At 57.8% G+C, this 18,382-nt stretch carries 19 protein-coding genes and 1 tRNA gene; 12 read left to right on the forward strand and 8 right to left on the reverse strand.

What is annotated here, in order from left to right; all coding sequences use genetic code 11:
* Positions 1–4 precede the first annotated feature (4 nt).
* Complete coding sequence (gene nqrM / locus EDY99_RS01335; protein ID WP_016928987.1) at positions 5–232, forward strand: (Na+)-NQR maturation NqrM; 228 nt, start codon at positions 5–7, stop codon at positions 230–232.
* Positions 233–408: 176 nt separating this feature from the next.
* Complete coding sequence (locus EDY99_RS01345) at positions 409–828, forward strand: putative T6SS immunity periplasmic lipoprotein (protein WP_047572539.1); 420 nt, start codon at positions 409–411, stop codon at positions 826–828.
* A 136-nt stretch (positions 829–964) separates the two neighbouring features.
* Here EDY99_RS01345 and EDY99_RS01350 read toward each other — a convergent pair whose 3' ends face one another.
* The 3 genes from EDY99_RS01350 to EDY99_RS01360 all read right to left on the reverse strand — a co-directional run bounded on the left by EDY99_RS01350 (position 965) and on the right by EDY99_RS01360 (position 2,974).
* Entirely contained in the window at positions 965–1,174 is a 210-nt protein-coding gene (locus EDY99_RS01350) for a hypothetical protein (protein ID WP_033651022.1), read from the reverse strand.
* A complete protein-coding gene (locus EDY99_RS01355) occupies positions 1,171–1,689 on the reverse strand; it encodes a type VI secretion system amidase effector protein Tae4 (protein ID WP_072022492.1) in 519 nt (172 codons plus the stop codon). Before EDY99_RS01355 ends, EDY99_RS01350 begins: the two co-directional genes overlap by 4 nt.
* A 388-nt stretch (positions 1,690–2,077) precedes the next feature.
* Entirely contained in the window at positions 2,078–2,974 is an 897-nt protein-coding gene (locus EDY99_RS01360; RefSeq protein ID WP_033651023.1) for a glycerophosphodiester phosphodiesterase family protein, read from the reverse strand.
* A 183-nt stretch (positions 2,975–3,157) separates the two neighbouring features.
* Here EDY99_RS01360 and dinB point away from each other — a divergent pair, with 183 nt between their 5' ends.
* A complete protein-coding gene (gene dinB, locus EDY99_RS01365) occupies positions 3,158–4,219 on the forward strand; it encodes a DNA polymerase IV (protein WP_047572536.1) in 1,062 nt (353 codons plus the stop codon).
* 42 nt (positions 4,220–4,261) lie between these two features.
* Here the strand turns inward: dinB and pepD are convergent, their stop codons facing one another.
* A complete protein-coding gene (pepD, locus tag EDY99_RS01370; protein WP_046688291.1) occupies positions 4,262–5,722 on the reverse strand; it encodes a beta-Ala-His dipeptidase in 1,461 nt (486 codons plus the stop codon).
* 337 nt (positions 5,723–6,059) lie between these two features.
* On the opposite strand from pepD, the gene gpt reads away from it, so the two are divergent.
* The 8 genes from gpt (at position 6,060) to EDY99_RS01410 (ending at position 12,970) form a co-directional block, all read left to right on the forward strand.
* On the forward strand, positions 6,060–6,518 hold the full coding sequence (gpt, locus tag EDY99_RS01375) for a xanthine phosphoribosyltransferase (RefSeq protein ID WP_025301674.1): 459 nt from the start codon (positions 6,060–6,062) through the stop codon (positions 6,516–6,518).
* Positions 6,519–6,821: 303 nt separating this feature from the next.
* Positions 6,822–8,069 (forward strand): esterase FrsA, encoded by a 1,248-nt coding sequence (gene frsA, locus EDY99_RS01380; protein WP_047572531.1) that lies wholly within the window; start codon positions 6,822–6,824, stop codon positions 8,067–8,069.
* 60 nt (positions 8,070–8,129) lie between these two features.
* Positions 8,130–8,531, forward strand: coding sequence for a sigma factor-binding protein Crl (crl, locus tag EDY99_RS01385; RefSeq protein ID WP_047572530.1), 402 nt, complete (start codon positions 8,130–8,132; stop codon positions 8,529–8,531).
* A gap of 116 nt (positions 8,532–8,647) precedes the next feature.
* A complete protein-coding gene (gene proB, locus EDY99_RS01390) occupies positions 8,648–9,751 on the forward strand; it encodes a glutamate 5-kinase (RefSeq protein WP_047572529.1) in 1,104 nt (367 codons plus the stop codon).
* A gap of 9 nt (positions 9,752–9,760) precedes the next feature.
* A complete protein-coding gene (gene proA, locus EDY99_RS01395) occupies positions 9,761–11,014 on the forward strand; it encodes a glutamate-5-semialdehyde dehydrogenase (protein ID WP_015376739.1) in 1,254 nt (417 codons plus the stop codon).
* Between the two features lie 190 nt (positions 11,015–11,204).
* Positions 11,205–11,280 (forward strand) — tRNA-Thr (locus EDY99_RS01400).
* 262 nt (positions 11,281–11,542) lie between these two features.
* Positions 11,543–12,322: an alpha/beta hydrolase gene (locus EDY99_RS01405; protein WP_123061402.1), complete on the forward strand. Its 780-nt coding sequence runs from the start codon at positions 11,543–11,545 to the stop codon at positions 12,320–12,322.
* Between the two features lie 429 nt (positions 12,323–12,751).
* Positions 12,752–12,970, forward strand: coding sequence for a TM2 domain-containing protein (locus EDY99_RS01410; protein ID WP_033641985.1), 219 nt, complete (start codon positions 12,752–12,754; stop codon positions 12,968–12,970).
* A gap of 50 nt (positions 12,971–13,020) precedes the next feature.
* On the opposite strand, the gene EDY99_RS01415 is transcribed toward EDY99_RS01410, so the two are convergent.
* The gene (locus EDY99_RS01415) at positions 13,021–13,554 is read right to left on the reverse strand and encodes a hypothetical protein (protein ID WP_033641986.1); all 534 of its coding nucleotides are present in this window, start codon (positions 13,552–13,554) and stop codon (positions 13,021–13,023) included.
* A gap of 503 nt (positions 13,555–14,057) precedes the next feature.
* Here EDY99_RS01415 and EDY99_RS01420 point away from each other — a divergent pair.
* Positions 14,058–15,155 (forward strand): hypothetical protein, encoded by a 1,098-nt coding sequence (locus tag EDY99_RS01420; RefSeq protein WP_123061403.1) that lies wholly within the window; start codon positions 14,058–14,060, stop codon positions 15,153–15,155.
* Between the two features lie 3 nt (positions 15,156–15,158).
* Here the strand turns inward: EDY99_RS01420 and EDY99_RS01425 are convergent, their stop codons facing one another.
* Genes EDY99_RS01425 through EDY99_RS01435 form a run of 3 tightly spaced genes read right to left on the reverse strand, consistent with a single transcriptional unit; the run spans position 15,159 to position 18,338 of the window.
* Positions 15,159–15,863 (reverse strand): hypothetical protein, encoded by a 705-nt coding sequence (locus EDY99_RS01425; RefSeq protein WP_123061404.1) that lies wholly within the window; start codon positions 15,861–15,863, stop codon positions 15,159–15,161.
* 16 nt (positions 15,864–15,879) lie between these two features.
* A complete protein-coding gene (locus EDY99_RS01430) occupies positions 15,880–17,055 on the reverse strand; it encodes a hypothetical protein (protein WP_123061405.1) in 1,176 nt (391 codons plus the stop codon).
* Entirely contained in the window at positions 17,052–18,338 is a 1,287-nt protein-coding gene (locus EDY99_RS01435) for a hypothetical protein (protein WP_123061406.1), read from the reverse strand. Before EDY99_RS01435 ends, EDY99_RS01430 begins: the two co-directional genes overlap by 4 nt.
* Positions 18,339–18,382 lie beyond the last annotated feature (44 nt).

Raw genomic sequence — 18,382 nt, forward strand, 5'->3', positions numbered from 1 at the left:
TGCTATGTTGACGGTATTCGCCGCTACCTTCGTGTTGTTTCTGCTGATCGTCGGCGGCATGTCGCTGGGCTATGTGTTCAAACGCAAAAGCCTGCAGGGCAGCTGCGGCGGCATCACCGCGCTGGGCATGGAGAAAGTCTGCGACTGCCCGGAGCCGTGCGATGCGCGCAAAAAACGCGAAGCCAAAGCGGCGCAGCGGCGCGAGCAGTTGGAAAAGCACCGCATTCTGTAGCTGTAGCGAAAACCCGGCCTTGGCCGGGTTTTTTATTTGAGGCCTTGCCGAAAGGCGCATGAACGTTTGGCTGGGTGCGATTAACAATGGCGTGAATTTTCAGGGCGTAACGGATAAAACGATCGCCAGAAAATACGAATATACGCTTTCTCAGTTTCTTAAGCAGAGGTAACAGGATGAACCGCATTATTTTGGTTGGAACGCTAACTTTGCTGCTCGCCGGCTGCATGCACATGAACGATCCGAGGCCAAAAAACTACGCGGCCAACGTCACTGTCGTTGATAACCACGTTTGTGTGCGGGTTCAACCTGAAGGGGACGAGCGGTTGGCCGGCGTTATTATCGAAGAAATCGGCAACGCCAACGCTATCTTCGGCAAGCACTTCACGGATAACGAGATGCCTGCGGTCACCGCGGCTACGTGCATTCCCGGCGATAATTATAAATTCGAAGACGGGAAGTCTTACGGGGTATCGGTGACGCTGTTGTCGCCGGATAAACGAAATAAAGGCCTTGAGCCTGCCGCCCGGCTATTCGGCGTTGGGTTTAGTGTTCGCAATGAAAATGGCTTCATCCAGGTAGTTCCTGCTCGCTAACGGATGTTGAAAGCCATACGGGCATAAGGTGGGATGTCGAACCGCCTTATGCCGTAGCCGGTTACTTATTTCGCCTTGCGGAAGCTTTTCGTATCGATGTAAGGCATCAGTGTTCAACGCATTCATTTATGAGGGGTTATTTACTTTTGGAATAGGCCAGGTTGCCGAGTGAACCTCCCACGAAACAGCACAACACCAGGCCAATCGCCAGTAACTCGAAGTTAGCCGACATCTGATCCTCGCCCTCAACGTGGCCAATAATCCAGTCTGAGAGAAAGGGAAAAGCCAGGAGCATGAGGCCGATACCTATTATCGCACCGGCAATAATTGCTGCTATCCGTTTCATATCACCTGCCAGAACCAGACTTCTTTTGATTTAAAAAAATCGCTAAAACGCCCATCCCAAGAAAGCCCCCATTGAATACGAAAATAGCTCGATAGTGTGGTTAAACGAGAACCGTTCCACAGATCTATATGATCTCCCGAGCGATTGCGAAAGTTTTCTTTCCCTCGCTGCCAGTAATCTTTAAAAAAGATAATGCCGGTTTTGCCTTTCAGCACCCGCTCAAACTGGTTGGGTGTGACTTTTACCATGCGTCCTAGCCCCGGTATCGGTGTTCGTGCTAAAGCATTTGCCAGTTCTTCAGCACGCAAAATATGGCCCTCACTTTTCTTGTGTAACCAACAAAAGTTCACGCCTGACAATTTACTGACATCATACCCACAATGAACCAAAGCTGCACCGATGCGTATAGCACACTGATCATCAAAGGCTTTATCACCATGGACAGTGCGGCATGGATACTCATCCCCATTGATTTGAGGATGTTTTTCCCAAAGTTTGTTAAAAGTTATCGACATATAATTCCTTTTAAAGCATTCCATTATTCTCTAGCCCTCCGATGCCATAGCATATGTTGATACCCGTAGAGCTATTTAGATGAGTGGAGGTGCTATTTAGAAAAGTCTAAGAAAGACTGATTGTTGGCGTCTTTCCAAAGATGGCCAGATCCTAGAGTATTGCCGTCACTAATGGTGATGTTTTGTTCGAAAAACAGACGTTGATCGCATTATGAGAAGAGGATATTTATGCACCGAATATTATGTGGCTATACGTTTTATTTTTAATATATTTAATTGATAATAAATAAAATGTTAATATTGATTGATTGTGAAATCCCGGAGGAATTCCCTTCATTGGGGAGCATGAGTATCCCCATTTCCTCAGATTTTCTCCGGTGTTCTATTGTTATTTCGCCTTGCGGAAGCTTTTCGCCTCGGCCGGGGAGTTAACCATCACGCCGTCGGCGCCCAGCGCCAGCGCCTGCTGATATTCCTGCGGCGAGTTGACCCCGAACAGGATGATGTGCGCCGGGCCCTGCGAGCGGAAACAGTCCATCGACTCTTTATCCCAGGTCAGAAACGCCTTCGAACGCCCTTCGCCGAGAGTATATTTCTCTACCACCTCCACCTCGCGCTTCAGCTCCAGCCCGTACCAGCGCGGCTGCCGGTTGTCCGGTTTGACGTCGCACTGGTGCGCCATGGTGACGTTGGCCAGCAGCGTGCGGGTCTCGTCGCGGCTTTCAAAGCGCGGGATGGCCGGCGGCAGCGCCTGCAGGTATTTGGCGTCGGTAGAGTAGACGCGGGTGCGGTTCAGGCTGTCGGTGCTTTGCAACGTCGCCAGCAGCGCCTGGCCAAACTGCGCCGGATCGGCGTCCGGGGATTTGATGTCCAGATAAAAGGTGACGTGCGGAAACGCCTTCAGCACGTCGTCGAGGCGCGGAATGCCGATGCCCTGGCCGCGGAACGGGTGGGCGTCACCCTTGGCGAAGGCCCAGCCGGCATCGGTCTCGGCCAGCTGCGCGGCGGTATAGGCAGAGACCGGGCCCTGCCGGTTGGTCAACGCTTTCAGATCCGAGGGGCGGTACAGCACGATGACGCCGTCTTTGGATTCTTGCAGGGTGATCCAAATGGCGTCGGCGCCGTTTTTCAACGCCGTTTCGATAGCGATGCGGGTGTTTTCCGGCGCATCGGCGGTGCCGCCGCGGTGGGCGACGATCGCCGGCGCATGACCGGCGGCGGCGCTGGCCGCCAGCGCGCTCAGCGACAGCGCGGAAGCCAGCAGCAAATGAGAAAATCTGATCATGTAGGATACCTTGTCGTTATCGTTGTGGAGAGCCGCACGGGATGGCGGAAATCATACTATTGAAAAATTAAGCTTTTTTAACAACGCGGAAATATCTGGCGGAAACGCCGCTTTCCTCGAGCTCCGCGGCCTTGAGCTTTCGGTATCTGACTGTATACTTATACAGTGTTACTGGAGGGTGCGATGCGTAAAATCATTCATGTCGATATGGACTGCTTCTTCGCGGCGGTGGAAATGCGCGACGATCCCAGCCTGCGCGATATTCCGCTGGCGATTGGCGGCAGCGCCGATCGGCGCGGGGTGATCAGCACCGCCAACTACCCGGCGCGGCGCTATGGCGTACACAGCGCCATGTCCACGGCGATGGCGCTCAAGCTGTGTCCGCATCTCACCCTGCTGCCGGGGCGCATGGCGGCCTATAAAGAGGCTTCGCTGCACATCCGCGAAATCTTCGCTCGCTATACCCCGCTGATCGAGCCGCTGTCGCTCGATGAAGCCTATCTCGACGTGACCGACAGCCGGCAATGCAACGGCTCGGCGACGCTGATCGCCCAGGAAATCCGTCAGGCGATTGCCGACGAGCTGAACCTGACCGCGTCGGCCGGCGTCGCGCCGATCAAGTTTCTCGCCAAAATCGCCTCCGAGATGAACAAGCCGAACGGGCAATACGTGATCACGCCGGCGCAGGTGCCGGCGTTTTTGCAGCAGCTGCCGCTCAGCAAGATCCCCGGCGTCGGCAAAGTGACCGCCAAACGGCTGGAGGAAGTGGGGCTCATCACCTGCGCCGACGTGCAGCAATACGATTTGGCGCAGCTGCTCAAGCGCTTCGGCAAGTTTGGCCGGGTGTTGTGGGAGCGGTGTCAGGGCATCGATCGGCGCGAAATCTCGGCGGAGCGGCTGCGCAAATCGGTGGGGGTGGAGCGCACGCTGGCGGAAGACATTCACGACTGGGAAGACTGCGAAACGCTGATTATCGACAAACTCTATCCCGAGCTGGAGATGCGGCTGCGCAAGGTAAAGCCGGATCTGCACATCGCCCGGCAGGGCGTGAAGCTGAAGTTTCAGGATTTTCAGCAAACCACCCAGGAGCACGTCTTCCCGGTGTTGAACCGGCAGGATTTGCTGGAGGTGGCGCGGCAGGCGTGGCGCGAGCGGCGCGAAGGGCGCGGCGTGCGGCTGGTGGGGTTGCATGTGACGCTGCTCGATCCGCAGCTGGAGCGGCAGCTGGCGCTGCCTTGGGAATAAAAAAGCCGGCGAGTCGCCGGCTTTTTGCGTTAAGCGCGCAGATTACGCGCGCTCAGGGATCGCTTTCAGCAGCGAGGTCAGCAGCTTCCAGTACAGACCGACGCTTTCGATATGCACTTGCTCATCCGGCGAGTGCGGGCCGGTGATGGTTGGCCCGATCGATACCATATCCATGTTTGGATACGGCTTTTTGAACAGACCGCATTCCAGACCGGCGTGGATCACCATGATGTTCGGCGTCTTGTTGAACAGCTCCTGATACAGCTCGCGCACCAGGTGCATCACCGGCGAGTCGGCGTCCGGCTGCCAGCCCGGGTAGCCCCCCTTCGGCGCCACGTTGGCGCCGGCCAGCTGGCCCAGCGCGGTCAGCATCTCGACAACGTAATCTTTGCCGCTGTCGATCAGGGAGCGGATCAGGCAGATGATTTCCGCTTCGTTTTCGCTGGTGGTGACTACGCCGACGTTCAGCGAGGTTTCCACCACGCCTTTCACCGCGTCGCTCATGCGGATCACGCCGTTCGGCGTGCCGTTCAGCAGCGCCAGGAAGCGTTGCTGGCTGTCGGCGCTCAGCGCCTGCGAAGCGCTGGTGGTCGGCTCCAGCAACACGGTGATGTTCTTCTCTTTGGCGGAGAGTTCGTTCTGCAGCACGGCCAGGAACTCTTGGCTCAGCGCTTTCAGCGCGTCGGCTTTTTCCGCCGGTACCGCTACCACCGCGGAGGCTTCACGCGGGATGGCGTTGCGCAGGGTGCCGCCGTTCAGGTCCAGCACGCGCAGGTTCAGCGCCTCCGCATGGGCGAACAGGAAGCGCGCCAGCAGTTTGTTGGCGTTGCCCAGCCCGACGTGGATCTCGGCGCCGGAATGGCCGCCTTTCAGGCCCTTGAGGGTCAGCTTCAGGGTTTGGTAACCGGCCGGCACCGCTTCGCGCTGCAGCGGCAGGGTGGTGATGAAGTCGATACCGCCGGCGCAACCCATGTAGATTTCGCCTTCTTCTTCGGAATCGGTATTGATCAGGATGTCCGCCTGCAGCCAGTTCGGCTGCAGCCCGAAGGCGCCGTCCATCCCCGCTTCTTCGGTCATGGTCAGCAGGACTTCCAGCGGGCCGTGCTCAACGCTGTCGTCGGCCAGCACCGCAAGGGCGGAGGCCATGCCGATGCCGTTATCGGCGCCCAGCGTGGTGCCGCGCGCTTTCACCCACTCGCCGGCGATATAAGGCTGGATCGGATCCTTGGCGAAGTCGTGCACGGTGTCGTTATTCTTTTGCGGCACCATGTCCAGGTGCGCTTGCAGCGCCACCGGCTTGCGATTTTCCATGCCTTTGGTGGCCGGTTTGCGCAGCAGGATATTGCCGACCTGATCGCGCTCGGCGTGCAGGTTCTTTTCTTTGGCCCAGGTGAGGATGTGCTGCGCCAGCGCTTCTTCATGATAAGAAGGGTGCGGGATAGAACAGATCTTGGCGAAAATATCCCACAGCGGCTGTGGCGAAAGCTGAGACAATTCAGACACTATAAGTCTCCTGTGACGGCAAGCTCCGACAGGACGGGCGTGCCGCGCGGTTAAGGTGAGCGGGTATCTGTGCGTCGTGGCACGATCGTCAGAGAATATCACTTTATTTCCGGCGGTGCGCGCCCCGTATTGTGCGGTTTAAGCGCTTGATCACACGGCTTCGCGGCGGGAACGTTCGTTTTTTCAGCATCAATCACCGAAAAGCCGCCCGGCGGAAATCACGAGGTTTTCCTCGGTACAGCTGGAATTCAATGCGGCCAGTCTCTATAATCTCGCGCAACCTTTTTTCCCCTGAACTATAAATAAGCCGCTTCACCGCCGGCTGGGACACGATTCTATGAGCGAAAAATACGTTGTTACCTGGGATATGCTGCAAATGCACGCACGCAAGCTGGCGCACCGCCTGCTGCCTGCCGACAAATGGACAGGCATCATTGCCGTAAGCCGCGGCGGTCTGGTACCGGCGGGCCTGCTGGCGCGCGAACTGGGCATCCGCTATGTGGATACCGTCTGCATTTCCAGCTATGACCATGACAACCAACGCGAAATGAAAGTGCTCAAGCGCGCCGAAGGCGACGGTGAAGGCTTCATCGTGGTGGACGATCTGGTGGATACCGGCGGCACCGCGAAAGCGATCCGCGATATGTACCCGAAAGCGCATTTCGTCACCATCTTCGCCAAACCAGCGGGCCGTCCGCTGGTGGACGACTACGAGGTCGACATTCCGCAGGATACCTGGATCGAACAGCCGTGGGACATGGGCGTCAGCTTCGTTCCCCCTATCGGCGGTCGCTAAGCCCAGCCAGTTCCAAGTCAACGCCCGGTTATGCCGGGCGTTTGTTTAATGATAAACGTGATGGCATTATCAGGCTTACCGAAGGCAAGATATAAAAAATAAGGAAAATCAATTTATTGATTTTCGGCCATTGACCACAAAGGAGGAAAAACCACGCTTTTTCCTCCTTTGTCAGCCGCCTGACGCCCGGTTATGCCGGGCGTTTGCGTTATCTTGGTTTATCCCGCCAGAGTTAGGTACACTACCTCCAGTTAAGTAGGCCTTTTGCGGCCTATCGCCAGATTTACGGAGGCTGTTGTTACCATGGCACAGGCCAACCTTTCTGAAATTCTTTTCAAGCCCAAATTCAAACACCCTGAAACCTCGACGCTGGTGCTGCGCGCGCGCAACAAAGTGAGCGCCGCCATGCATTCCGCATTGGAAGGCGACACTACCGGCAGCTGGTATCGCATGCTGAACCCGCTGCTGTGGGCCTGGCGCGGCGTCAGCCCGATCGAAATCCACGAAGTGCTGGCGCGTATCGCCGCCTCGGACGCCGAGCGCAGCAATCCGCAGCGGCTGGATACCGTGGTGGGCTACCGCAATGGCAACTGGATCTACGAGTGGATCCATCAGGGCATGCAGTGGCAGCAGCGGGCGACGGAGCAGCAGGATCCGCTGCTCGGCGGCGAATACTGGCTGAAGGCCGCGAGCCTGTACAGCATCGCCGGTTACCCGCACCTGAAGGGCGACGAATTGGCCGAACAGGCGGAGATGCTCGCCAACCGCGCGTACGAAGAGGCGGCGCTGCTGCTGCCGTATCAGCTGAAAGAGCTGGAGTTTCGCATTGAAGGCGGCGCCAGCGTCACCGGCTTCCTGCACATGCCGGAGAAGGGCGAAGCGCCGTTCCCGACGGTGCTGATGTGCGGCAGCCTCGACACGCTGCAGACCGACTATCATCGCCTGTTCCGCGACTACCTGGCGCCGCACGGCATCGCCATGCTGACGCTCGACATGCCGTCGATCGGTTCTTCGTGCAAATGGAAGCTGACGCAGGACTCCAGCTACCTGCACCAGCAGGTGCTGATCCAGCTGGCCTCGGTGCCGTGGGTGGATCATCAGCGGGTGAGCGCCTTCGGCTTCCGCTTCGGCGCCAACGTGGCGGTGCGATTGGCCTATCTGGAGCCGCAGCGGCTGCGCGGCGTGGCCTGCCTGGGGCCGGTGGTACATCGCCTGCTGTGTGACAGCAGCACCCAGCTGAACGTGCCGGACATGTATATGGACGTGCTGGCCAGCCGCATGGGCATGGCCAATGCCTCGGACAACGTGCTGAAGGTGGAACTGAACAGCTACTCGCTGAAAATGCAGGGGCTGCTGGGGCGCCGTTGCCCGACGCCGATGATCTCCGGCTACTGGGAGCGCGATACGCTCAGCCCGAAAGAAGAGTCGCAGCTGATCGTCACCTCTTCGGTGAGCGGCAAGCTGATCGCCATCCCGCGCACCCCGGTTTACGATAGCTTCCACCGGGCGTTGTTGCAGATGTCCGGTTGGCTGAAGGATAAAATGCGTTAATTAGTTGCTAAATTTTAACAATTTGTTAAAAAGAGTGGTCTACATTGAGGAGGTTAGAGAATGACGTTACCGAGTGGTCACCCTAAAAGCCGACTAATGAAACGTTTTGCCAGCTTGGGGCCGTACCTGCGTGAAGGGCAATGTGAGAACGACCGGTTTTTCTTTGATTGTTTGGCCGTCTGCGTCAATGTAAAGCCCGCTCCGGAGAAGCGCGAGTTCTGGGGCTGGTGGATGGAGCTGCAGGCGGAAGAGGCGCGCTTCACCTATTCGTACCAATTCGGCCTGTTCGACAAGGAAGGCGACTGGACGGCGGAAAACATTAAGGATGATGAAGTGAACGCCAAGCTGGAAGACACCCTGCGCGACTTCCATCGCCGCCTGGGCGAACTGCTGGCGACCATGGAACTGGGGCTGGAACCCGCCGACGATTTCAAAGAAAAACTGATCAAACTCTCCGCCTGACCCCGTTTGACCACGTATTGTGCTGATTTCGCGTTGTGCCTGTTGGCATAACGCGTCTCTCCTGTTACAAAGACCTTTGCACTCTTCTTCTCATCATTACACACGGCAGAAATACTATGAACGGCAGCCAGACATTGGTTGTGAAATTGGGCACCAGCGTGTTGACCGGCGGATCGCTGCGTCTGAACCGCGCCCACATTGTCGAATTGGTGCGCCAATGTGCGCAGCAACACGCCGCGGGCCACCGCATTGTCATCGTCACTTCCGGCGCCATCGCCGCCGGGCGCGAACACCTGGGCTACCCCGAGCTGCCCGCCACCATCGCTTCCAAGCAGCTGCTGGCAGCGGTGGGGCAGAGCCGGCTGATCCAGCTGTGGGAACAGCTGTTCTCCATTTACGGTATCCACGTCGGGCAGATGCTGCTGACGCGCGCCGATCTGGAAGACCGCGAGCGCTTCCTCAACGCGCGCGATACCATGACGGCGCTGCTGGACAACCGCATCGTGCCGGTAATCAATGAGAACGACGCCGTCGCCACCGCCGAAATCAAGGTGGGCGACAACGATAACCTGTCGGCACTGGCGGCCATTCTGGCCGGGGCCGACAAACTGCTGCTGCTGACCGATCAGCAGGGCCTCTACACCGCCGATCCGCGCAACAATCCGCAGGCCGAACTGATCCGTGAAGTGCACGGCATCGACGACGCGCTGCGCGCCATCGCCGGCGACAGCGTCTCCGGTCTGGGCACCGGCGGCATGGGCACCAAGCTGCAGGCGGCCGACGTGGCCTGCCGCGCCGGCATCGACGTGGTGATCGCCGCGGGCAGCAAGCCGGGCGTGGTGGCGGACGTGATCGAAGGCAAACCGGTGGGCACCCGTTTCCACGCGTTGGAAACCCCGCTGGAAAACCGCAAGCGCTGGATCTTTGGCGCGCCACCGGCCGGTGAGATCACCGTCGACGACGGCGCGGTGGAAGCGATGATGGCGCGCGGCAGCTCGCTGTTGCCAAAGGGCATCCGCGAAGTGAAGGGCGACTTCTCGCGCGGCGAAGTGATCCGTATCCGCAACCTGACGGGGCGCGATCTGGCGCACGGCGTCAGCCGCTACAACAGCGACGCGATGCGCATGATCGCCGGGCACCACTCGCAGGAAATCAGCGAGATCCTCGGTTATGAATACGGTCCGGTGGCAGTGCACCGCGACGATATGATTGTCAGTTAAGGAGTGAGCATGCTGGAGCAGATGGGGAAGGCCGCCAAGCAGGCCTCCTGGCAGCTGGCGGTGCTGAGCACGGCGAAGAAGAATCAGGTGCTGTCGGTGATGGCCGACAGGCTGGAAGCCAACAGTGAAGCGATCCTGCTGGCGAATGAACAAGACATGGCGCAGGCGCGCGCCACCGGCATGAGCGAAGCGCTGCTCGATCGCCTGTTGCTGACCCCGGCGCGGCTGGCGGCGATCGCCAACGACGTGCGCCAGGTGTGCCGCCTGAACGATCCGGTCGGCCACGTGCTGGACGGCAACCTGCTGGACAGCGGGCTGAAGCTGGAGCGCCGGCGGGTGCCGCTCGGCGTGATCGGCGTGATTTACGAGGCGCGGCCGAACGTCACCATCGACGTCGCCAGCCTGTGCCTGAAAACCGGCAACGCAGTGATCCTGCGCGGCGGTAAAGAGACGCACAACACCAACCAGGCGACGGTGAAAGTGATCCAGCAGGCGTTGGAACAGTGTGGCCTGCCGGCGGCGGCGGTGCAGGCGATCGACAGCCCGGATCGCGCGCTGGTGAACGAACTGCTGCGCCTGGATCGCTACGTCGACATGCTGATCCCGCGCGGCGGCGCCGGCCTACACAAGCTGTGCCGCGAGCAATCGACCATCCCGGTGATCACCGGCGGCATCGGCGTGTGCCATACCTATGTGGATGCCGACGTTGATTTCGACAAGGCGCTGACGGTGATTGAAAACGCCAAGATCCAGCGCCCGAGCGCCTGTAACTCGCTGGAGACGCTGCTGGTGAACCGCAGCATCGCCGCCGAGTTCCTGCCGGCGCTGAGCGCCAAAATGGCGGCGGCGGGCGTGACGCTGCACGCGGCGGAAAACGCGCTGCCGCTGCTGCAGGGCGGCCCGGCGACGGTGGTGCCGGTGAACGCGGAGGATTACGACGACGAATGGCTGTCGCTGGATCTGAACGTGCTGCTGGTGGACGATATCGATCAGGCCATCGATCACATCCGCACCCACGGCACTAACCATTCCGACGCGATCCTCACCCGTTCGCTGAGCAGCGCCGAGCACTTCGTGCGCGCGGTGGACTCCTCGGCGGTGTACGTCAACGCCAGCACCCGCTTCACCGACGGCGGCCAGTTCGGCTTGGGCGCTGAAGTGGCGGTGAGCACCCAGAAACTGCACGCCCGCGGCCCGATGGGCCTGGACGCGCTGACCACCTACAAGTGGATTGGCTACGGCGACGATCTGGTGCGTAGCTAAGGCCGCATTGCGGTCATAAAGAGGTCAGGGCGCAGCATGCTGCGCCCTGATTGTTTTTGGAAAAGGGGGACTGCACGACAGTCTGGTTGCTTGCAAAACAACCAAACGCCCCGGCGGCTATTGACTCATTTCGCGCGCAGGTCTACCTTGTTCAACGCACTTCCGGCTTGCCCCGCAGGCCCGGCTCGATGCCGATATAGCTCAGTTGGTAGAGCAGCGCATTCGTAATGCGAAGGTCGTAGGTTCGACTCCTATTATCGGCACCATTTCAAGTTTCACTGCCTTCCTTAGTAAAAATACGCAGCACTGGCGTCTGCAACGCTTGCGGTTGATATTTCTGCTTATCGCGACGTGGCAATGCGCTGCAAGGTATAATACAAACGTGTTTGTTTAATCACTCACACAACCAGCAAGCGTCGTAAGCAGAATAATACGTTGCTACGGTTGAACCTCACCGTCTTTTTTTATCTGGGAAAAGACATTATCGCCAATGTTAAATCACTGGCTTATTTATAAAGTGAGGTTGTTATGCGTGGATGTTTGATTTCAAGAACGAAGGACTTTAACTTTAATGGTCAACGTTATAGGGTTTTTATTGCTCATGACAAGCAAGCGCATGGCGATTTAAACGCGCTTTACTTTCTCGATGCCAATACTCAATTCACCAAGCTGACCGAACGCCATCAGAGTAGAAACAACGACAATATTCTTTATGTGGGCATCGGCTATCAGGATGGGGTGGATATACTAAAAGCAAGAACCCGCGACTATACGGTTCCCTCTGATGATAAAGAGTTTATTGACGGTGGCGGAGCGCCGGCGTTTTATCAGTTTATCACCACATGCGTTAAGCCCTGGATTGAGTCACGCTACCCAATCAATACAGACAAACAAACGCTGGCAGGTCATTCACATGGCGGGCATTTTGTACTTTATACGCTGTTGAACCATCCTGACGCGTTTCAAAATTATCTAGCGGCCAGTCCATCGATCTGGTGGGGGAATGGGGCGTTGCTTCCTGATGGCAAGTTAACAATCGCTGAAAGCGTTAATAAAATAACCCTGATGATTGGCGAGTATGAGGAAAAGGTTCATCCGCAAAGTAATGAAACTGAAAGAGGGCGGGTGACCAGAATTAATGCAACACCCAAATTGCGAGTCAGGCATCTGGCAAAAAAACTGATCGAAGATGAGCAACGCTGTGATTTTATTTTCTGCTCAGGGCGTCGTCACCAAGGGGTCATCAAGGATTATGCACTGATGGCGAATGCGATTGCGGCGCATAATACTCAACGTGATGGGCTTTAGCGTCGTGATATAATCATTTTTTGAACACCTGCAAGTGAGCTGCTATTAATCGTCTGCAGGCATTCACCAGGGAAACTAAAAATTATAACGATATGCCGATATCAGGCAATGAAAATCTGTTTTAACCTTATATCTTACAATGACGGCTGCGGGATAATTTTCGCTCATCTATTATGCCGACGAGCTCCTGCGAGCGTGCGTGTTTTTTTGAGCCGAAACCGAGTATCTGTAGCCTCACTTTCCATGCATCCCCCTGCTTATCCTTTCGCCGGTTAAACAACCGTTTAATTAATCGCTGTTATAATTACCCCTGTTGAGCCTTGATGGATGAATGTTTTCCTCCTCAAGCATTGCGATGCGGCGCTCTGTGGAGCGGCATCCGTTTTTAGGCATGCCGGTGGTTCGGTGAGAAGTTAGGAGAAGTGAACTATGAGCAGAAAAGACAAGCTTGCGGCGGCCCTGTTGGCCATCTTCCTGGGCGGACTGGGCATTCACAAGTTTTACTTAGGGATGAAGTGGTGGGGGCTGTTCTACCTGCTGTTCTGCTGGACGGGGATCCCATCGATTGTCGGCTTTATCGAAGGCATTATTTATCTGTTCCAATCGGAAGAGAAATTCAACCAGAAATACAATCCTGGTCTGATTTAAGGCTTTTCTGACGGCGCTTCCTGCTAAGGGAAGCGCCGTTTTTCATTCCGTTACTGTTTCTTCATCATCATCTTGCCGCGCATCTCTTTGCTCATCATTTTATTCGAGCTGGAGATCACGCAGTTATATTGCTTGCCTTGGTTAATGATCATAAAGGTGCTGACCGGATTTTTAAAATCCTTGTCGATGGTGAAATAAATATAGGCCTGCGGTAGTGCAGCCGGTTTAAAGGCGCCGAAGGCATACATATCCGCCAGGCCCAGCGCAGAGAGATCGACCGTCAGCTCCATGGGTTTCATGGAATCCGGCGATGGGAACATCGACTTGGCCGACATCATCATAGTGCTGCTGTTGATGGTGTAATCGGTTTTGACCTTCATGCCCATATATTTCGATTCCGGCATGGAAAGTTCTTTTTGGCAGGCGGCGTCGTGCTGCGGCGCCGGGCTGCCGTTTTCCATCACGGCGTGCACGTGTTCCAGCATCACTTCCGCGTTGCCGGTGGTAGGTTGTGCATCGGCCGCGTAAGCCGCGCCGCTGAAGGCGGCCACAGAGGTAAGGATAATGCCCGTAACGATTTTCATTGTCGGTCTCCGGAATGCTAATAATGATATTAATTGCGGTGTGTAGCCTATTGGCCTGATAAAACGCAAAGTGACCCGTTCCGTGGAGATAAAATAGCCTCGGAATTTTTATAATAAATAGCGTTTCACCCACGCGGTACGCGAGGTTTGTTTAATTATATTGAGAGTCTTTATCTTTTGTTTTTCAGTCTGTTTACCTGCATATAAAGAGTATGTATAAACATAGTCAATGTTTAGAATATGCACAAATTATTGCGGTTTTTTTCACTTTCATTTTTCTTTTTTTAACAGGGTTATAAATATTGCATTGAGAAACAGGGAGTTGTCTTTTCTACGTTAAAATCACGCAGTGAAGCATTATTTATGTGATCTTCATAGTCACAGAAATAACGCTGAAATTATTACCTTTCTATTTAGCGGCTAATTATTCATGGCATAGGCTTCAACCCCACTAACCGCCTGAGCTAGAATCAGGCGGTTTTCTCTTCGAAAAGGATATCGCCATGGCCGCCTGGGCGCTTTTGATCGTCGGTTGGTTATTGATTTGGCAGGATCACTCGGTTTGGGGTGTGCTGTGCATCGCGCTGTTTGCCGTGCTGCAATGGGCGAAGTGCGCCGCTAAAAGCGGGCAAGAACCCGAAGAGGCGACAGAGTGGCGCAAGACCGACTGGCGTTCGCAGCCGATTGAGATGGCGCACGCCGGCGACAGCGACCGGCAGATAGGCGGCGTGGGGGAACTGGGCATGGGCGGCCCCAGCTTTTGGACGCTGCTGCTGCGCGACGGGGCGATTGTGCATGGCGCATGCGCCGCGCCGCAGGACGTGGACGATGGCAAGCTGCGCCTGATACCGACCCGCAGCCGCGAGGGAGAGGAGCTGACGGTATACGAGCCCGCCGCCCGGGCGATGTATGCGCTGCCTGCGTTGACCGATCGCGAGCTGGGAGCCTTGGCCGCCGGTTCCGCTGAGGCGCTGGTGCGGCTGCGGGCGACGTGTCGGCAGGTGGAGGCCACGCCGTTGCACCTTGTGCGCGGTCTGTGGGTGCCGCAGTGGGTAGCGGATCCGGCGGATCGGCTGGAGATCACGTTGCCCAGCGGCCGCGTGCTGGCGGCGCGCTCGATGTTGCCGGCGGATCTGCGCCAGGCGGACGATCCTGCCGCGCTGCTGCACACGCCGCCTTATGAACTGTTGTTGGATAACAGGCCGACCGATCGCTTCGTGCGCGATCTCGAACGCGTGGCGGAATCCCCGTCGGGTGACGGTTTGAGCGTCGGCGGCTGCCAGTTCCGCGGCGAGCATATCGTCGATGGCCTATACCATCTCTACTTCGCCGGCGAGTGGTTCAGCCTGCTCTCTTATGCGCATAAACCGGCGGGCGGGCGCGGTTCGGACACCACCTTTTTCGTCGAGCGGGTCGAGCCGCAAGACGGCGGGGTGTTTGTGATTGAATGGGATGCCTACAGCGTGGGGCCAGGCGGGCGTGAGCCGCGCGTGCCGGCCCCGCCGGTATTGGTTATCGCGGTAAGTTGGCAGGAAACGCCGCTGCAGTTGCCAACGGCCAACAACCGCGTGACCGTGCGTTTGCCCAACGCCACGGCGTAAGGCTTAAGGCAGCACCCTGACTTCGCCGTTGTGCAAGGTCAGCACCGCGATCGGGCTGCCGGAGAAGCACTCCCTAAAGATCCAGTCGCTGGGCCGAAACGCCGCCGCAGGCAGCCCGGCCTGCCACTCCTCCCACTGCGGGGTCGGCTTATCCGGCGGTAAAGAGAAAGAGACCAGCCAACCGGCTTCGCAGTGCACCGTTTGGCCGGTTGGACGGGTGAAGGTATGCGCACCTGCCAGCTCCATCACCGGCGGTAAAACCTCGAAGGCGATGATCGGCACGCCGGCCACGCTCTGTGGCTGAGGAAAACGCACGGCGGTCACGCCGTTCATCGTGATAGGGCTGTCTTCGGTGCCGGGCTGGCGTGGTTCCTGGCGGTTCACCCAACTGCCTTTCGGCAGCGTGATTTCACCGAACGGTTTTGCCGACTCGAGCGTCAGGTAGCTGCGCCGATTCCAGTGTTCTTCCGCCCGCTGGCTCTTGATATCCTGGATGGCGATGCCGATAAGCATCAGCACGCACGCCACCGGATAGACCGCCAGCGCCGAGGCCAGCAGAAAGCCGAGCCAGGAAAGCGGCGGCCGCGGGCGGCCGCAGCGGGCGGCGGCGTAGCGCCAGCCCCACCAGGCGAGCAGGATGCCGGTGGGCAGCAGCGCCAACAACAGCGCCACCAGCCCCGCGGCGCCGGCGCCATAGCCTAACAGCATGGCAGGTTCCTCATGTTCATGGCGTGGTGGATCGATAGCGAACGAAGTAGGGCAGCGGCGGGGTCTTCCCGTCATCGCCATAGTGGCTTTCCGGTTCGATCACGGTTTGGCGTGCGTCGTCGCGCCCGTTGTAGCGGTATTCCAACGGCTGTCGGTAGCGCACGTCGGATGAGCGCAGATCGAAAATCAGCGAAAGGCGCGCATCGCCGTTATCCGTTTGAGCGACCAGCTTGTCGTTGCCCGCCCACAGCTGATACAGCGATTTATCGCCGTTTTCCAACAGCATCGCCAACTGCCCGTCGGATTGATAACGCAGGAGCTGATACAGCCCTCTGTCCAGCGTTTGCGCGATCAGGTAGATGCCGCCATCCGGAGCCTGCGCGCTTTCCTTGACGCGCACCAGCAGCCAATGCAGTTCAGTCACCTCGCCGGTTTTACCGTTAACGGCGATGTGTAACGCGCCGGAGCCGAGCACCGGGTTCATCCAGAAATGCACGCGATCGCCATCAACGGCGGTAAAAATCTCGGGCATGGATTTGCGCTTACCGGAGGCGTAAGCCGTCGGTGAGTCCTCTTCGCCGCGCTCAAAGCCCAGCAGTTGCCGCGCGTCCAGCAGCGCCGGCAGCTCCAGCGTCTGCCGCCAATGGGCGCCGAAGTCCGGGCTGTAGAATACGCCTTCGGTGCTGATGAGATACAGCGCGCGTTTTCCCGGTTGCGCCACCAGTTTGCCACCGACAAAGGAAGGCCGGTTGTCGTCGCCCTCCGGCCAGGGGATCAGCGCCCCGATGGTGCCCCGTTGCACATCAACCAGCCTGCGGCCCTCAGAGAGAAAAAGCACGCACTCCTGTTCGCCGCACACCGCATCGTGGATCAAGTCGTCGAGTTCCCCCAGCATCTGTAACCCTTTTGGGCCGGCAAACAGCACCTGGCTGAGGTAGTTGGCCGCCCAGCCGTAAAAGCTATTGTACGCGCGGTCTTCACTTCTTTTGCTGGTGAGCAGCAGGGCGCCGTCCTGCGCCGGGTAGCTGTGGATGAGATCATAACGGGCTATCGTCGGCAACGCCTGGTCGCCCTGAGTCCATTGCCACTGCGCATAGCGTTGCTCAGGGGCGAGCAAATAGACGCCCAGCGCGCTGGCCAAAAACAGCGTCAGGATAATAAGGGGTCTTTTATAAAGCGCTAACGTCATCATTTCAGCTCCGTCACCTGAGCCTGCCGCCATAGCCTGCGGCGCAGATGGCGCAGGTATTTGAACGTTTTAAACGTGCGGTGCTGGTCAAACGCGTAGAGGCGGCAGATCTGGGCGAACCCCTCGATCAACAGCGCCAGGCCGCTGACCATCAGCATCAGCAGCAGAATAATCGGCGGCAATTCGCTGCCGAGACGCTTCAGGGTCCAAGCATCCAGGTGAAAGCCGGCCGGGGTATCGGCGTTATCCACCACCATCATGCCGAGCACAAAACACGCCACGATTGCCCCAAAAATGAAGACAACGCGCGCGCACAGGTTAAGACCGGCTTCGGTGAAGTAGCGATTGCCGCCGATGAGATAGGTTTGGCGATCGCGATGATTGATGATCCCACGCACTTTAGGCAACTCGGGAATGACGTCGTTCTCGCAATACAGCACCTGCAGCGGATCGCCTTTGGCGATGAAAAGCGGATGTTGCCGACGAAATACCGGATGCAGTTTGGTATTGGGGACGTTGAGCGCGCGGGTCGTCACCGCGAAGTGCGTCTCCTTCTGGCGCCACGCATACGTATCCAAATACTGCACCTGCCGCGGGATCTCATATTGGCAGAGTTCGTAGTTCAGGGCGTTGACCGTCTCGATGCCGGAGGCCTCGACGCCGTCCGGGAGGGGGGGCGCGGTCTGCAGCGGTGCGGTTGCCGGCACAGCGTCTGCGCGGACAGCCCGGTATTTGATGCCGGGGATTTTCAGGCTGAGCGAGCCGGGCGGCGTGACGTCTTGCCCCAGCAGCACGCGATCCAGCGCCCGGAGCAGGCGCCTGCGGCCGCGATGCCCGATCAGCAAGAGCTCCGAACCGACGAACAGCACTATGCCGATGCCGATGAGGCCGGCGATGATGGCGATAAAGAACAGGACAATGGTCAGCCAGGAATCTTCCCGGTCCATGATGAAAAAGGCAGCCGGGAAGCCACCGGCCAACGCGGCGCCCAGCACCAGCAGGGCGAAGTATTTCAGCTTGTATTTCAGCGTTCTGTCGGGTTCCAGCCGGCCTTTCGTGCCGTGCAGCAGCCAGTGCAGCCAGTAGCTGCCGTCACGCAGGCGGTGAGCGCCGATCTTCACCCGATCGCCGGCGGCGAGCGTGGCCAGCAGATTTTCGCTGTCGCTGAAGTCGTCACGGTAAAAAAAGAACGTCTGGCCGGAGGCGATGATCCTCACCAGGTTGTCGGGCGCCGTCTGCTGGCAGGCGCATTGTTCGACGGTCACATTAAAAAATTGGGTTTGCATGTCATTCCCTGTCAGCGGGCGTGGCCCGAAAAGTCATCCCTGGC

Origin of the sequence: Serratia sp. LS-1, from assembly GCF_003719595.1 — a bacterium.
GTDB classification, from domain to species: domain Bacteria; phylum Pseudomonadota; class Gammaproteobacteria; order Enterobacterales; family Enterobacteriaceae; genus Serratia; species Serratia ureilytica.

Bases quoted from the DNA above. Each gene is read 5' to 3' on its own strand.
- nqrM (WP_016928987.1), top strand. From the start codon at position 5: ATGTTGACGGTATTCGCCGCTACCTTCGTGTTGTTTCTGCTGATCGTC.
- EDY99_RS01345 (WP_047572539.1), top strand. From the start codon at position 409: ATGAACCGCATTATTTTGGTTGGAACGCTAACTTTGCTGCTCGCCGGC.
- EDY99_RS01350 (WP_033651022.1), bottom strand. From the start codon at position 1,174: ATGAAACGGATAGCAGCAATTATTGCCGGTGCGATAATAGGTATCGGC.
- EDY99_RS01355 (WP_072022492.1), bottom strand. From the start codon at position 1,689: ATGTCGATAACTTTTAACAAACTTTGGGAAAAACATCCTCAAATCAAT.
- EDY99_RS01360 (WP_033651023.1), bottom strand. From the start codon at position 2,974: ATGATCAGATTTTCTCATTTGCTGCTGGCTTCCGCGCTGTCGCTGAGC.
- dinB (WP_047572536.1), top strand. From the start codon at position 3,158: ATGCGTAAAATCATTCATGTCGATATGGACTGCTTCTTCGCGGCGGTG.
- gpt (WP_025301674.1), top strand. From the start codon at position 6,060: ATGAGCGAAAAATACGTTGTTACCTGGGATATGCTGCAAATGCACGCA.
- frsA (WP_047572531.1), top strand. From the start codon at position 6,822: ATGGCACAGGCCAACCTTTCTGAAATTCTTTTCAAGCCCAAATTCAAA.
- crl (WP_047572530.1), top strand. From the start codon at position 8,130: ATGACGTTACCGAGTGGTCACCCTAAAAGCCGACTAATGAAACGTTTT.
- proB (WP_047572529.1), top strand. From the start codon at position 8,648: ATGAACGGCAGCCAGACATTGGTTGTGAAATTGGGCACCAGCGTGTTG.
- proA (WP_015376739.1), top strand. From the start codon at position 9,761: ATGCTGGAGCAGATGGGGAAGGCCGCCAAGCAGGCCTCCTGGCAGCTG.
- EDY99_RS01405 (WP_123061402.1), top strand. From the start codon at position 11,543: ATGCGTGGATGTTTGATTTCAAGAACGAAGGACTTTAACTTTAATGGT.
- EDY99_RS01410 (WP_033641985.1), top strand. From the start codon at position 12,752: ATGAGCAGAAAAGACAAGCTTGCGGCGGCCCTGTTGGCCATCTTCCTG.
- EDY99_RS01415 (WP_033641986.1), bottom strand. From the start codon at position 13,554: ATGAAAATCGTTACGGGCATTATCCTTACCTCTGTGGCCGCCTTCAGC.
- EDY99_RS01420 (WP_123061403.1), top strand. From the start codon at position 14,058: ATGGCCGCCTGGGCGCTTTTGATCGTCGGTTGGTTATTGATTTGGCAG.
- EDY99_RS01425 (WP_123061404.1), bottom strand. From the start codon at position 15,863: ATGCTGTTAGGCTATGGCGCCGGCGCCGCGGGGCTGGTGGCGCTGTTG.
- EDY99_RS01430 (WP_123061405.1), bottom strand. From the start codon at position 17,055: ATGATGACGTTAGCGCTTTATAAAAGACCCCTTATTATCCTGACGCTG.
- EDY99_RS01435 (WP_123061406.1), bottom strand. From the start codon at position 18,338: ATGCAAACCCAATTTTTTAATGTGACCGTCGAACAATGCGCCTGCCAG.